The organism is Marinobacter litoralis, from assembly GCF_016427555.1.
GTDB classification, from domain to species: domain Bacteria; phylum Pseudomonadota; class Gammaproteobacteria; order Pseudomonadales; family Oleiphilaceae; genus Marinobacter; species Marinobacter litoralis_A.
Window position 1 is genome coordinate 1086306 of the sequence record NZ_JAELVS010000001.1, and the last position, 14693, is coordinate 1100998.

Annotated in this window: 13 protein-coding genes; 6 read left to right on the forward strand and 7 right to left on the reverse strand. The window is 55.4% G+C overall.

The window, feature by feature from the left end:
* The first annotated feature begins 7 nt into the window (after window positions 1–7).
* The 5 genes from infB (at window position 8) to pnp (ending at window position 6707) form a co-directional block, all read left to right on the forward strand.
* Window positions 8–2548 carry a translation initiation factor IF-2 gene (infB, locus tag JAO79_RS04955; protein ID WP_199006009.1) on the forward strand — a complete coding sequence of 847 codons (2541 nt, stop codon included), beginning with the start codon at window positions 8–10 and terminating at the stop codon, window positions 2546–2548.
* Window positions 2548–2979, forward strand: a complete 432-nt coding sequence (gene rbfA, locus JAO79_RS04960) for a 30S ribosome-binding factor RbfA (RefSeq protein WP_199006010.1) — start codon at window positions 2548–2550, stop codon at window positions 2977–2979. Before infB ends, rbfA begins: the two co-directional genes overlap by 1 nt.
* Window positions 2976–3899, forward strand: a complete 924-nt coding sequence (gene truB, locus JAO79_RS04965; RefSeq protein WP_199006011.1) for a tRNA pseudouridine(55) synthase TruB — start codon at window positions 2976–2978, stop codon at window positions 3897–3899. Before rbfA ends, truB begins: the two co-directional genes overlap by 4 nt.
* A 77-nt stretch (window positions 3900–3976) precedes the next feature.
* Window positions 3977–4246, forward strand: coding sequence for a 30S ribosomal protein S15 (gene rpsO / locus JAO79_RS04970; protein WP_199006012.1), 270 nt, complete (start codon window positions 3977–3979; stop codon window positions 4244–4246).
* A 346-nt stretch (window positions 4247–4592) separates the two neighbouring features.
* Window positions 4593–6707, forward strand: a complete 2115-nt coding sequence (gene pnp, locus JAO79_RS04975) for a polyribonucleotide nucleotidyltransferase (protein ID WP_227664430.1) — start codon at window positions 4593–4595, stop codon at window positions 6705–6707.
* A gap of 243 nt (window positions 6708–6950) precedes the next feature.
* Here the strand turns inward: pnp and JAO79_RS04980 are convergent, their stop codons facing one another.
* The 3 genes from JAO79_RS04980 to JAO79_RS04990 form a co-directional block, all read right to left on the reverse strand.
* A complete protein-coding gene (locus tag JAO79_RS04980; RefSeq protein WP_199006013.1) occupies window positions 6951–7814 on the reverse strand; it encodes an alpha/beta hydrolase in 864 nt (287 codons plus the stop codon).
* On the reverse strand, window positions 7784–9649 hold the full coding sequence (locus JAO79_RS04985; RefSeq protein ID WP_199006014.1) for a DUF4105 domain-containing protein: 1866 nt from the start codon (window positions 9647–9649) through the stop codon (window positions 7784–7786). Before JAO79_RS04985 ends, JAO79_RS04980 begins: the two co-directional genes overlap by 31 nt.
* A gap of 82 nt (window positions 9650–9731) precedes the next feature.
* Window positions 9732–10196, reverse strand: coding sequence for a DUF3015 domain-containing protein (locus JAO79_RS04990; protein WP_114334522.1), 465 nt, complete (start codon window positions 10194–10196; stop codon window positions 9732–9734).
* A 290-nt stretch (window positions 10197–10486) separates the two neighbouring features.
* Here JAO79_RS04990 and JAO79_RS04995 point away from each other — a divergent pair, with 290 nt between their 5' ends.
* Complete coding sequence (locus tag JAO79_RS04995) at window positions 10487–10933, forward strand: hypothetical protein (RefSeq protein WP_227664325.1); 447 nt, start codon at window positions 10487–10489, stop codon at window positions 10931–10933.
* 66 nt (window positions 10934–10999) lie between these two features.
* Here the strand turns inward: JAO79_RS04995 and JAO79_RS05000 are convergent, their stop codons facing one another.
* From JAO79_RS05000 to livH, 4 genes are read right to left on the reverse strand one after another with little or no spacing between them, the layout of a single operon-like run.
* Window positions 11000–11701: an ABC transporter ATP-binding protein gene (locus JAO79_RS05000; protein ID WP_199006016.1), complete on the reverse strand. Its 702-nt coding sequence runs from the start codon at window positions 11699–11701 to the stop codon at window positions 11000–11002.
* Between the two features lie 9 nt (window positions 11702–11710).
* Window positions 11711–12466, reverse strand: coding sequence for a high-affinity branched-chain amino acid ABC transporter ATP-binding protein LivG (livG, locus tag JAO79_RS05005; protein WP_199006017.1), 756 nt, complete (start codon window positions 12464–12466; stop codon window positions 11711–11713).
* A gap of 5 nt (window positions 12467–12471) precedes the next feature.
* Window positions 12472–13743 (reverse strand): high-affinity branched-chain amino acid ABC transporter permease LivM, encoded by a 1272-nt coding sequence (locus tag JAO79_RS05010; RefSeq protein ID WP_199006018.1) that lies wholly within the window; start codon window positions 13741–13743, stop codon window positions 12472–12474.
* Window positions 13743–14666, reverse strand: a complete 924-nt coding sequence (gene livH, locus JAO79_RS05015) for a high-affinity branched-chain amino acid ABC transporter permease LivH (RefSeq protein WP_199006019.1) — start codon at window positions 14664–14666, stop codon at window positions 13743–13745. Before livH ends, JAO79_RS05010 begins: the two co-directional genes overlap by 1 nt.
* Between the last annotated feature and the right edge of the window lie 27 nt (window positions 14667–14693).

Sequence of the window (14693 nt, forward strand, 5' to 3'; positions counted from 1 at the left end):
GACCAGTATGACTGATGTAACGGTAAAACAACTGGCCGCAGATGTAGGCGCTCCCGTGGATCGTTTGCTGAAGCAGATCGTTGAAGCCGGGCTGAAAGCCCGTAGCGAAAACGATGCTGTGTCTAGCGATGAGAAACAGCAGTTGCTGGATTATCTGAGAAAGAGCCACGGCGATGGCGAAGCAGAGCCGCGGAAGATTACGCTCAAGCGCAAGACAACCACCACGTTGAAAGCGGGTAAAGCGAAAACAGTAAATGTGGAAGTGCGCAAGCGTCGTACGTACATCAAGCGTGCAGAACTGCAGCCCGAGCCGGAAGCTGAAGCGCCTAAACCGGAAGCGCCAGTAGAACAACCGGTAGCGCAAGAGCCTGCGCAGCAAGAAGCGGCACCAGTGGCTGCGGAGCAAGCGCCAGTCCAGCCAGAAGCTGAGGCACCGAAAGAGCAGGCTGAAGCGGCAGAAGCGCCCCAGGCGCCTGAAGCGAAAGAGCCAGAGCCGGCCGTTGAAACTGCGCCAGAGGACATTCCAATGCCTCCGCCAGAAGACGACGGGCGAGATCGCAAGCCGAAGAAAAAGAAAGAGAAAGGGCGTGAGCGCGGCGATGATGATGAAGGCAAGCCTAAGAAGAAACAGGCTGGCCATCGCGGTCCACGTAGCCGACCAGAGGAGCCTCTGGTGATTTCCGAGGATGACGATACTGTTCCTCGCAAACAGCTACGGGCCAAAAAGAAAACGAAAGAAAAGCGTCATGCTTTCGAGAGGCCAACCAAGCCCATGGTAAGAGAAGTACAGATTCCAGAAACGATCACTGTTGGTGATCTCGCCCAGCGTATGGCTGTTAAAGCCGCTGATGTCATCAAGACTCTGATGGGTATGGGTGTGATGGCCACCATCAACCAGCCTCTGGATCAGGAAACTGCGATCCTGGTGACTGAAGAGTTGGGTCACAAGCCGGTGAGTATCAGTGATGACGCGCTTGAAGAAGAAGTGCTGAGCAACATCACCGATCAGGACGAAGGCAAAGAGAAGATCAAGCGTGCTCCGGTTGTGAGCGTGATGGGTCACGTTGACCACGGTAAAACCTCGCTGCTTGATTACATTCGTCGCACCAAAGTGGCGGCTGGCGAATCCGGTGGTATTACCCAGCACATTGGTGCTTACCACGTTGAAACCGATCACGGCATGGTGTCCTTCCTGGATACCCCGGGCCACGCAGCCTTCACGGCGATGCGTGCTCGTGGTGCCCAGTGCACCGATATCGTCATTCTGGTTGTCGCAGCTGATGACGGTGTAATGCCACAGACGAAAGAGGCGGTTGAACACGCCAAGTCGGCCGGTGTTCCTTTGGTTGTTGCCATCAACAAGATGGACAAGGAAGAAGCGGACCCGGATCGCATTAAAACTGAACTGGCAGCTCTGGATGTTATTCCGGAAGACTGGGGCGGTGATGTCCAGTTTGTACCTGTATCGGCGCATACCGGTTCCGGTATCGACAGCTTGCTAGAAGCGGTTCTGCTGCAGGCTGAGGTTCTTGAGCTTGAAGCGTCTCCAGACGCGTCGGCAAAAGGCGTTGTGGTTGAGTCCAGCCTTGAGCGTGGTCGTGGTTCTGTTGCGACCGTTCTGGTTCAGAACGGTACCCTGCGCCAGGGTGAAATGGTTGTTGCGGGTTCCTTCTTCGGTAAGGTTCGTGCCATGACCAACGAAGCTGGCAAGCAGGTTAAGTCTGCCGGCCCTTCTATCCCGGTTGAGATCTTGGGCTTGAACGGCACGCCGGATGCCGGTGATGAGTTCTACGCCGTATCTGACGAGAAGAAGGCGAAAGAACTGGCCGAATTGCGTCAGACCCGCGAGCGTGAAAACCGCCTGCAGCGTCAGCAAGCCGCCAAGCTTGAGAATATGTTCGAAAACATGGGCAAGGATGAGGTTAAGACCCTCAACGTTGTTCTGAAAACCGACGTGCGCGGTACCCTCGAGGCCATCACCAAAGCCTTGCGCGACATGGGTAACGACGAAGTTCAGGTTAAGGTTGTGTCCTCCGGTGTCGGCGGTATCGCTGAAACCGATATCAGCCTGGCCATGGCCACCAACGCGGTGATCTTCGGCTTTAACGTTCGTGCCGATACCGCTGCGAAGCGTCTGGTGGAGAAGGAAGGTCTGGATCTGCGTTACTACAGCATCATCTATAACATGCTGGATGACGTTAAAGCGGCTCTGACCGGCATGCTGAAGCCAGAATTCCGCGAAGACATCGTCGGTATTGCCGATGTGCGTGATGTATTCCGTTCACCGAAGTTCGGTCAGGTTGCCGGCTGTATGGTTACCGAGGGTAATGTATACCGCAACAAGCCGATCCGCGTACTGCGTGACAACGTGGTGATCTTTGAAGGTGAGCTGGAATCCCTGCGCCGCTTCAAAGACGACGTACAAGAAGTACGTAACGGTATGGAATGCGGTATCGGTGTTAAGGGTTACGATGTGAAAGTGGGCGACCAGATCGAAGTGTTTGATCGCGTTCGCGTTGAACGTCAGCTCGAGTCTACGGGGGCCTAATGGCACGGGATTACAGCCGCATCGATCGCATTGGCGATCAGATGCAACGTGAGCTGGCCCAGATCATCCAGCGCGAGGTCAAAGACCCTCGCGTTGGTATGATCACGGTGAACGATGTCAAAGTCAGCCGTGATCTGGGCTATGCCGATATCTACGTTTCGCTGTTGTCGACCGAAGAGCTGACCGAGCAATCTCCGGAAGTTCAGGAATCCCTGAAAGTGCTGAATAAAGCGTCCGGATTTTTGCGAGGCCAAGTGGCGCGTGCGATGAAGTTGCGCGTTGTGCCCATGCTGCGGTTCCACTTCGACAGTCTGCTTGGCCACAGCCGCAAACTGGATCGTTTGATTCGGGAAGCTGTGGGTGATCAGCCTGCCGTTGGGCAGGACGACAGCGACGAAACTGACACGGACAGTTCGGAGCGAGACGCTTGAGTCGAAGACGTAAAGGCCGTGATGTAAATGGCATCCTGGTGATCGATAAACCCCAGGGGGTCACCTCTAACGGTATTCTTCAGCAGGTAAAACGCCTGTATGGGGCCGCAAAAGCGGGCCATACCGGTGCGCTTGATCCGTTGGCCACTGGCGTATTGCCTTTGTGCTTCGGTGAGGCCACCAAGTTTTCCCAGACGATGTTGGACAGCGATAAGGCCTATATCACCACGGCCCGTTTAGGTGTTCGTACAGAGACCGGGGATTCCGAAGGCGCGGTGGTTGAAGAAAAAACCGTTCCCTCTCTTACAGAAGCCGATGTAGAAGCCGTTCTGGAAAACTTCCGGGGCGACATTCAGCAAGTTCCGTCGATGTATTCCGCGCTTAAACATCAGGGTAAGCCTCTGTATGAATACGCCCGGGAAGGCATCGAAATCGAACGCCCGGCGCGTCCTGTTACCATCTATGAGTTGAAGCTGCTTGCGGTTCGTGACAATGAGCTCGATCTGGCGGTAACCTGCACCAAGGGTACGTACATCCGCTCATTAGTCGAAGATATCGGCCAAGAGTTAGGTTGTGGTGCTCATGTAGTAGCTTTGCGCCGTACTTTGGCGGCAGGTTACACCCTTGATAACGTTCAGAATATCGAAACGTTGGAGGCCATGCGTGAGCGTGACGAAAGCCTTGACGGGTTGTTGTTGCCGCCCGAAAGCGCGTTGACTATGTTCCCGGAACACCGGCTTTCAGGCCCGGCGCTGGTATCGATATTGAACGGGCAACCAGTTAGAATATCCGGTCAGCCCTTTGAAGGTTTTGTGCGCGTATACGGCAATCATTCCTTTGTCGGGCTGGCAGAAGCTCAACCGGAAGGCGAAGACACCGTGCTGGTGCCTCGTCGTCTGGTCAAGAACAACGGCAGGTAAGCTGCCGCTGTGTAGCCGGGCTGTAGAGATGCGCGGTTCGGCCGGATTTTTCAGCATCGCAAACAATGAGGTGTAATATGGCACTTTCTGCCAGTGAGAAAGCTCAAATCGTTACCGATTTTCAGCAAGGTGAAGGCGATACCGGTTCCCCTGAAGTTCAGGTGGCTCTGCTGACCGCTAACATCAACAAGCTGCAGGATCACTTCAAGGCCAACAAGCAGGATCACCATTCCCGCCGTGGTCTTATCCGTATGGTAAACCAGCGTCGTAAGCTGCTGGACTACCTGAAGCGTAAGAATGCTGACCGTTACCTTGAGTTGATCAAGCGTTTGGGTCTGCGTCGCTAATCGGATTTAGTGACCTGAAGGCTGGCCCGGGGTTTCCCGTGGTCAGCCGAGTTTTCTCCTCCGCTGTCTGCGCTTGCCGGTATGGCAACCAGATGGTCATCTGCTGCAGTTGATTTGTCCGTGACACCAAAGGATTTTCCCTGTCGTAATGGAAAGCCGATATTGAAAGCAGGTTGTCGAAAAGCCGGGGCGTTGCCGGGTTTTTGCGACAGCCTGTTAGCTTTCAGACGGGTTGCCTTTTGGTTCACAGTTCAGACTGCTGCGGCATAAATGGAAAACACGGGCTATGATGAATCATTCATCAGCTACGTATTAAACAGTTGAAAAGCAGGAGTAAATTGTGGATCTGCAACCACGTACGAAAACATTTGAAATGGGTGGGCACACCTTCACACTGGAAACCGGTCGCGTAGCGCGTCAAGCAACGGGTTCCGTTGTGGTTACTTGTGGTGATACCTCCGTTCTGGGTACCGTTGTTGGTGTCCGTGAAGCGAAGCCGGGCCAGCCTTTCTTCCCGCTGACCGTTAACTACTCCGAGAAGACTTACGCGGCGGGTAAAATCCCCGGTGGTTTCTTCAAGCGTGAAGGTCGTCCTTCCGAGAAAGAAACTCTGACCTCGCGTCTGATCGACCGTCCTATCCGTCCTCTGTTCCCGACCGGCTTCATGAACGAAGTTCAGTTGATTCTGACGGTTATGTCTACTGACAAGAAGCAGGACCCGGACATCGCCGCCATGCTGGCCGCTTCTGCTGCCCTGGCTATTTCCGGTATTCCTTTTGACGGCCCGATCGGCGCTGCGCGCGTTGGTTTTACCAACGACAAAGGTTACTTCCTGAACCCGTCTTTCGAAGAGCTGGAAACGTCTCTTCTGGACATGGTTGTTGCCGGTACTGACGAAGCCGTATTGATGGTTGAGTCCGAGGCTAAAGGTCTTTCTGAAGACCAGATGCTGGGCGGCGTGCTTTACGCCCATCAGGAAATGCAGGCCGCTATCAACGCCATCAAAGAATTCGCTGCCGAGAACGGCAAGCCGCGTTGGGATTGGCAGCCAGAGCCGGAAGACACCGGACTGCTGGACGCGATCAAAGCGGAGTTTGTTGGTCAGATCGAAGAAGCCTACACCATCCGTGACAAGATGGCCCGCTACGAGCGCTTGGGTGAAATTAAAGCCGCCGCGGTAGAAAAACTGGCTGGTGAAGAAGAAGGCGAGCCTTCTGCTGACCTGGTTAAGAAGTACTTCGGCAAGGTTGAGAAGTCTGTTGTTCGTCAGCAGGTTATCGATGGCAAGCCGCGTATCGACGGTCGTGACAACAAAACCGTTCGTCCGATTGAAGTGGAAGTGGGCATTCTGCCTTCTGTTCACGGTTCTGCGCTGTTCACCCGTGGTGAAACTCAGGCCATCGTGACCACCACTCTGGGTACCACCCGTGACGTTCAGACCATCGACGCACTGGAAGGCGAGCGCAAAGACCCGTTCATGTTCCACTACAACTTCCCTCCGTACTCTGTCGGTGAAGCCGGCCGTGTAGGTACTCCGGGTCGTCGTGAAGTGGGCCACGGTCGTTTGGCCAAGCGTGGTGTTCTGGCGGTTATGCCGACGATTGAAGAATTCCCGTACGCGATTCGTTCGGTTTCAGAGATCACTGAGTCCAACGGTTCCAGCTCTATGGCTTCCGTATGTGGTTCCAGCCTTGCGCTGATGGACGCGGGTGTTCCGATCAAGGCACCGGTTGCCGGTATCGCGATGGGGCTTGTTAAAGAAGGCGAGAAGTTTGCTGTTCTGACCGACATCCTGGGTGACGAAGATCACCTTGGCGATATGGACTTCAAGGTTGCCGGTACCAAAGAAGGTATCACTGCGCTGCAGATGGATATCAAGATCAACGGTATCACTGACGAGATCATGGAGATCGCTCTGGAGCAGGCACAGGCTGCGCGTTTGCACATCCTGGACGAGATGAACAAGGTTATCTCTGAGCCACGTTCCAAGCTGTCTGATCGTGCGCCGAGCATCACCACGATCAAGATCCATCCGGACAAGATCCGTGACGTGATCGGTAAGGGTGGCGCGACTATTCGTTCCATCTGTGATGAGACCGGTGCGTCTATCGATCTGGATGACGACGGTAACGTGAAGATCTACGCCGAGAACGGTGAAGCGGCTCAGGCGGCGATGAATCGTGTTAAGGAAATCACGGCTGAGATTGAAGTGGGCGCTATCTACAAGGGCCGTGTTGAGCGGATTGTGGACTTCGGTGCGTTTGTGAACATTCTGCCTGGCAAGGATGGTCTGGTGCACATTTCCCAGATCTCTGAGCGTCGTATCGAGAACGTGACTGATGAGCTGAGCGAAGGTCAGGAAGTTCTGGTTAAGGTTCTGGATGTGGACAATCGTGGCCGCGTTAAGCTGTCCATGAAGGAAGTTAAGGAAGGCGAGCAGGCAACTGAATTCGCTGACTAAGGTTTCTGGTTTGTCTTGAGAAAACCCGCCTTTTGGCGGGTTTTTTCGTTTCTATGCGGTTTAGCTTGGGTGTCGTGCTGAGGTCGGATGAGCCCTTCCCAAAAGACGCTACGAGCACATCCATGTGCGCTTCTTTCGGGCCGTCCTTGGCCCTCAAGACTTTTGGGAAGGGCTCATCCAACCTCCGCATCTGACTCCGTGTGGCTGCCACTGCTGCCTAGCAAGTGCACTTATCGTGGCACTTCATTTCTCCATAAACTCCAGAATCGCCTCACGGTACGCAGGAATCACGAATGTGGCTGCGTGAGGGGTGTCCGTCTGGAGGAATTCTTTGGGTTGTTCAGCGGCATCGTAGAGCCTTGTGCCGTGGTGGAACGGGATGATGCCGTCTCGGATGCTGTGGATGATCATCACCGGCACGGGCGCTATGCCTGCAATTCGATCGGTACCTTCGTAGTCGTCGGGGATGGTCCAGCTCAGGGGGTATTGGAAGGGCCAGGTTAGCCAGAAGTTGTTGAGTTTTTCCCGGGCGATGTAGCGGAAGCCGGAGAAGGTGCCGTCGAGGATGACGCCTTTGAGTTCGGGTTGTTCGTTGCGTTGAATCCATTCGCTGGCAAGGGCGATGCCGAGTGCTCCGCCGAGGCTTTGGCCCAGGAGGAATAGGGGTTGGTCGGTGTGGTGTTCGGCTAGCCAGCGTAAGCCGGTTTCGACGTCGTGTAGGGCGCCTTCGATGTCGGGTGCGCCGGTGGATTGGCCGTAGCCTCGGTAGTCCAGGGTGAAGACGTTGTAGCCTTCCGGTGGTAGCCAGGCAACGTTGAGTATGTGAGCGCTTACGTTTTGGGCGTTGCCGTGGAGGTAGTAGATGGTGCCTTTTGGCGGGGCGTCGGTTTTTGCGGGCAGCCACCAGCCGTGCAGGGTTTCGCCGTCGGGGGTGTTTAGGAAGACGTTTTCGTAGTCCAGTTCGAGTCGGTCCGGGGTGATGTAGGTGGTGTTGTTTGGATAGAAGAAAACACTGCTGCAACCGGTTTGCAGCAGCGCCAGAAATATCAAGAAAACGCTGGTGAGCGCTTTGGGATTCAGAAGTACGCGTGGATGCCTGCCTGCCATGTGCTTTGGTACCTGTCGAAGTGGTCTTCTCGGGTGAATTCGGTGAATAGGCTGAATTCGCGGCCGATGTGGTAGTTGGCTTTCAGGTAGAGCTGGTCTTGGCGGTGTTGGCTGCTGACGATCCAGGCTTTGGTTTTGATGCCGGCGAGTAAGCTGACGCTGGGGCTTTGGTGCAGCACGCCAAAATCGGCGCCGGGGGCGAAGTCGTAGCCGCGGCGGATGTCGTCGTCGATTTCAAGATCAGCCGTGGCCATGGCGAACACTTGGCTGTTATCGCCAAGGCTCCAGCTGCCTCCGGCTCCGCCTTCCAGATAAGGCGCAAGCACCCGCTGGGTTCCGGTGTCGGTGCGGCGGCCGCCGAAGCCGACTTGCCAGGACGTGGGCGAGAAGAACTGGTTGCGGGGGCTCAAGGAGCGTATTTCGACGCCGGTGATTTGTTCGACCTGCAGTTCATCGTTGTCGTGATAGAGCCGTGCATCCAGTCGCAGGAATTGCAGCTGCGCACCGGTTCGGTAGCCTTCGGGGGGATCAACAATGTCGTGATAGGCCGGCCGGATGGTCAGTTCAGTGAATTCGTTGTGAGCCAGTTGGCCGGAACTCAGGCTGAGCCTGAATGTGTCGTGGCCCTGGTCGTCTCGCACGGTCGGTTCTTTCACCGGGGGGATCGGTTTGGCGTTGTCGATGCGGCTTCGACTAACCAATAGCTGGTGCGACAACGGTGCAGCAAACTCTCTCGGCCAGTTGTCGGCTTCGCTCTGGTAGCGCACGTAGTCGTAGGTGGCATCCAGCAGCCGGGCTTTATCGCCGGCAGGCAGTTGTTGTACCTCCGGATCGCCTACCTTCACGTAGCCGTTGGCGATTGCTGCGGCGATGGTTTGGTGTTCATCGGGCAGAGATTCCAGGCTGTGGCTAACCGCTGTCGCGGCGGACGGACGGTAGTGGATACTTTCAACCAGATCTTTATCGCGTACCCAGCGTACTGTGTCGGAAGGGATTGCGTGAGTACTTACTTCCTCTAGAAGGTCTGTTCCCGGGCGGGCCACGTCAATCAGTGCGAGCAAGCGGTACGCACAGTTTTCGTCAAAGAAATAATAGTCGAAGTTTTTGTCCTGAATTTCCCAGGTGTGGGCAAGCATGGTGTCTACTTCGTGCTGACTCAGGTTCAGGGTGTATTCCCACAAGTCACGGTGCTCGATGTCGTTGTACAGGCGGATCATCTCGTAATAGGGCTTGATGGAGGTGATCCCCGGATAGCCGCCAAAGATGCCGCGGTAGGCGAACAACAATTCGCTGTCGTGCTCGGCGGCGTCGGCGGCGTAGGAAATGGTATTTGCCAATAGCAGGTCGGTTTCGTTGTCGTCTTGAGGCGGATCCAGCCGCAGAAAGGTATGGCCAAACATGGACGATGGGCTGTTCAGATACGAAGCAGCGAATACCAATGTGACCTTCTCGGTGTTTAATGTGTCAAACCAGCCCTCGTACGCCGGGCAACTGACCGGTTCCTCGGGTAAATCGAGCTGTTCACGCAGCCAGGCATCCCGGGCAGGGAAGCGGCAGCGGGCGTGATCGTCACCTTCGCCGGGCTGTTGTATGGCGGCAAGCGTCGCCATGAGTTCTGTTTTTGGATTGGTTTTGCCATCCTCGCTCAGGAAAAACGCAGGATCGTCGGCCTGACTGGTGTAGCCGGAATCAAAACGGTTTTCGTGGTAATGACCGAGTGTCAGCCAAACCGGGTGTTCGTAGAGGTTCTCGGGGGTTGAAGCGAAGGCATTGTGGGTAGCCAAGGTGCCAGCAAGCCATAAAGCGGCCTGCCCAGTGCGCAAGAGGTAGCCCATGGGTGGTTGGTACTTCCGGGTTGAGTGAAGAAAGGATAGTGCGCCATCCGTGGCGCAGGTTCAATCCTTCGGGGCTCGGCGATTAGGCCGCTACGTACTTGCTCAGAGATTTGTTCTGCTCAAGCAGGGCCACAATGGCGTCTACCGCTTCGCCAGAAGTGGTTTCAGAGTTCGGGAAGATGGTTGCGAAGTTGTCCTGAAGTACCTGACGGAAATCAGCGCGGTCCGCTTCTTCTACGCCAAGAAGAACGGCGAGGGTGTCCAGGTTTTCGCCGGAGCCTCGGGACATGTCACGAGCAACCTTGTCGATGTTGCTGTCCATGTACATGGCCATAGATTGCACTGACTGGTTGGTGGAGCAACCCAAAGTACCGGTGGTCATACCAAAGGTCTGGTTACCAAAGGTTCCGTTGGTGGTTGCCGCCAGCACGTGTGGAGCAATGCCGGACTGTCCCTTCCAGATCATGGCGCCAACACCACAGCCCGGCTGCGCGAAGGCCATAGAAGAAGCACCTAGAAGAATTGCACCTGCGATCAGTTTTTTCATTATCCACTCCTTGTGTGGTTTTTCTCTCGTCACAAAACGCCGAAACGTAAGGCTGATCATTTATTTGATGAGAACGGCCCGCGGGGCGTAAGCCGGCCGCAAGCCGTTCACGTAAGTATACACAAGTTTGGAAAAACGCAAGTGGTGCGAGGTACTTAGCTCGATTTTATGAACGGGTTCTTATTGCTAATTCGCTTATAAACTGAATTGTTATATTGAGTTGTCATATGAGGTTGAGTTGCGTATAGTGCCGCCGGCCAAGATGGCGACCTATAAAGACACATGGAGACATGATTGTGAAAAAACTGCTTATTGCCTCAAGCCTTGTAATGGCCGGCGCGCTGACTGGTTGTAGCTCACTGAACACCAGTGCCCCTTCTCTGCCCCTGACCGGTGCTGTTGCCACAGACGTAAAAGCTGACATCGAAGTTGGCGAAAAAATCACTGGCGAATCTTCTGTTACTCAGCTGTTTGGTCTGCTGACTCTGGGTGCTGACAAGGAATACGCTGACGGTGTTGCTTACGGTGCTAACGGTGGCGGTTCTCTGCTTTCACTGGGCGGCGCTTCTTTGACTGAAAGAGTGAAGTCTGCAGCAGCTTACAACGCCATTACCGAGTCCGGCGCTGATGTGATCGTAGCACCTCGCTACACCATCAAGCAGGAAGGCTACGGCTTCTTTGGCACCATCGACGTAAAAGTTGAAGGTTACAAAGGTACAATCCGAAGCATCAAATAAGCTTTGTGATTGGTGAAAAAGCCGGAGCGGGTTAACCCTTACTCCGGCTTTTTTGATGGGAGAATATCATCCCCCCAGATACGCCTCCCGAACTTCCGGGTTGCTCAGCAAGTTCTTGCCGGTGTCGTGCAGCCGAATCTTTCCGGTTTCAAGGACATAGCCCCGGTCGGCCAGGTTCAGTGCTTGATGAGCGTTCTGCTCAACCAGAAACACGGTAATTCCCTCGTCTCGTAAGTGGCCGATAATCTCGAATATCTGCTGGATGATGATCGGTGCCAACCCCAGGGATGGCTCGTCCAGGATGATCATCTTGGGTTTACTCATCAAGGCCCGACCAATGGCCAGCATTTGCTGTTCACCGCCTGACATGGTGCCGGCACGTTGGTTTTCCCGCTCTTTGAGCCGGGGGAACAACTCGTAAACGTGATCCTGGCTTTTTCGAATCTCGGCTTTTGTGTTGAAGAATCCCCCCATATGCAGGTTTTCTTCGACCGTCAGGCCGGAGAAGACCCGCCGGCCTTCGGGCACGATAGCGATGCCGGAGCGCATAATGTTGGAAGTGGCATCGTGTGTGATGTCCTTTCCTTCCAGAATAATGCGCCCGGAACTGGCCTGCGGATTACCGCAAACCGTCATCAGCAAAGTGGTTTTACCGGCACCGTTGGCGCCAATCAACGAAACAATTTCCCCCTTGTTCACTTCAACCGAGACCCCGTGCAAGGCCTCGATTTTTCCGTAGTGCGTATGAACGTTTTCCAGTACTAGCATGGTTTTTCCTCAGGCCTCGCCCAGATAAGCTTTGATCACGTCGTCGTTCTGGCGAACTTCGTCGGGGGTACCGCTGGCCAGAGGGCGGCCCTGGTTGATCACGGTAATCCGGTCGGAAATGTCCATTACGAGGCTCATGTCGTGCTCGATGAGCAGTACTGACACGTTGTAGTCCTCTTTCAGGCTCATGATCAGCTGATTGAGATCTTTGGTTTCAGCCGGGTTGAGGCCGGCGGCGGGCTCGTCAAGCATCAGCAGCTTGGGCTCGGTGACCATGCAGCGGGCAATCTCCAGACGACGTTGCTGGCCGTAGGCCAGGTTGCCGGCTTCACGGTTGGCAAGTTCCAGCAGGCCAACCCGTTCCAGCCAATACGCTGCTTTGTCCAGCGAACGTGTTTCCCGGGATCGATAGTCCGGCGTTTTTAGCAGTCCTGAAAGCAAATTGGTGTTGAGGTGACGGTGCTGAGCGACCAACAGGTTCTCGACCACCGACATTTGATTAAACAACCGAACGTGCTGGAAGGTGCGCACCATGCCGAGCCGCGAGATCTTGTAGTCCGGCTTGCCTTGTACCTGTTTACCTTGAAACAGAATCTTGCCGCCAGTGGGTTTGTAGAATCCGCTCACGCAGTTGAACACGGTGGTTTTACCGGCACCGTTGGGGCCGATCACCGAGACGATTTCATGGTTCTGAACGTCCAGATTGACGCCATCCACGGCCAGCAGACCGCCGAAGCGCATGGACAGATCGTGTACTTCTAGCATACCTGTCACTCCTGCCGTTTCAGTGCAATGGGAATTCGACGCATAGGCATCAGACCCTGAGGCCGCCATACCATCATCAGAACCATGGCGGCCCCGAAGACAAGCATTCGGAAGTCTGAGAACTCACGCGCGAGTTCCGGCAGGATAGTGACGGCGATGGCCGCGAGAATGACTCCGATCTGGGACCCCATCCCGCCGAGCACCACAATGGCCAGAATGATGGCGGATTCCAGGAAGACGAAGGATTCCGGGCTGATGAACCCCTGTTTGGACGCGAACACGGTGCCGGCAAATCCGGCGAAGAAGGCACCGATGGTGAACGCAGAAAGCTTCACGGCGGTGCGGCTCAAGCCAAGAGAGCGGGCGGCAATTTCGTCTTCCCGAAGAGCTTCCCAGGCCCGACCAACCGGCATGCGCATCAGGCGGCGAATCACCAGGGCAGTAATGACCGCGAGCACCAGGGCGATCAGGTACAGGAAAATCACCTTGTGCTCACCGCTGTAGGCGATGCCAAAGGTTTCGTGGAAGGAAGTATTGCCTTCTTCTTTGACTCGGCGCCCGAATTCCATGCCGAACAAGGTCGGGTCAGGGATGCCGCCGATACCGTTAGGGCCGCCGGTCACCGCCGTCCAGTTGTTCAAAAGGATGCGGATAATCTCGCCAAAGCCCAGCGTCACAATGGCGAGATAATCGCCTCGCAACCTTAATACCGGGAACCCGAGGACCATACCGAAGGTTGCGGCCAGCAAGGCACCAACCGGCAAGGCCATCCAGAAGGTGAAGCCGAAGTAGTGGTATAGCAGGGCGAAGGTGTAGGCGCCGACGGCATAGAAGGCGACGTAGCCAAGGTCGAGCAGACCGGCCAGACCGACTACCACGTTCAGGCCCAAAGCCAGCATGATGTAGATAAGCACCAGTGTGGCCAGATCGACCGCGCCCCGCGACACCACGAACGGCCAGAACAGGGCCAGCACGATAATGCCCGTAAGCACCCAGGCCTCTACTTTTGCCCGTTTCTCTGCTGGCATAGGTTCGCGCCCGCTAAGCGGATTCAGCTTGGGCAGTTTACCCAGGTTGCCCATGATGCTGTCACGGAACAGCTGGAAGAAAAACACGATACCGGCGGCCAGAAATATCGAGATGACGGTAGTTGGGGTTGCGCCTTCAATCCCGATTTCGGTGCCCTGGGCCACAAGGTTCAAGCCGAGGATCGGGTAGGCGATAACGACGGTGACGATTGCGCAGAACAGCGCATGCTTCAGGTTGTGTGTTGCCATCAGATCTTCTCAACCTCCGGTTTGCCAAGCAGGCCGGTGGGTTTGAACAGCAGAATCAGGATCAGCAAGCTGAACGAAACAACGTCTTTGTATTCGCCGCTCAGATACCCGGAGGTCATGCTTTCCGAGACACCGAGTATCAAGCCGCCCAGCATGGCGCCGGGAATGCTGCCAATACCGCCCAGTACCGCCGCGGTAAAGGCTTTCAAGCCGGCGATAAAGCCAAACAACGGGTCAACCGAGCCGTAGTACATGCCCAGTAACAAACCGGCAACAGCCGCCAGCGATGCGCCGATGACAAAGGTCGCGGAAATGATCCGGTTGGTATCGATGCCCAGCAGGTTGGCCATGCCAAGATCCTGAGACACCGCCCGGCAGGCCCGCCCGATGCGTGAGCGTGAGATAAACAAAGACAGCAACGTCATGCAGACCAGTGTGGTGATAAAAATGGTGATTTGCATGTAAGAGAGCGAAAGCTGGAAGCTTTCAGGTGCGCCAAACCGGAAACCGTCGTCGATCAGTGCCGGGAAGCCGATGTTGCGTGAACCTTGAGCCAAGTGCACATAGTTCTGCAGGAAGATCGACATACCGATGGCGGATATCAGCGGGATCAGCCGGTGTCGTCCACGAACCGGGCGATAAGCGACCCGTTCAACGGCCCAGCCCATGGAGCTGGAAACGATCACCGCGCAAATCAGCGCAACCAATAAAATCACAGGTAACCAGGCAATGCCAAGCGTGGCCAAGCCGGTAATGGCAATAAGCGCCGTGTAAGCGCCGATCATGTAGATTTCGCCGTGGGCGAAGTTGATCATGCCGATAATGCCGTAAACCATCGTATAGCCGATGGCGATCAGGGCGTAAGTGCTTCCGATCGTGAGCCCGTTAACGAGCTGTTGGGAAAAATACAGGAGGTCTTGCATGCTGAGGGAGCTCCGAATGCATACGGC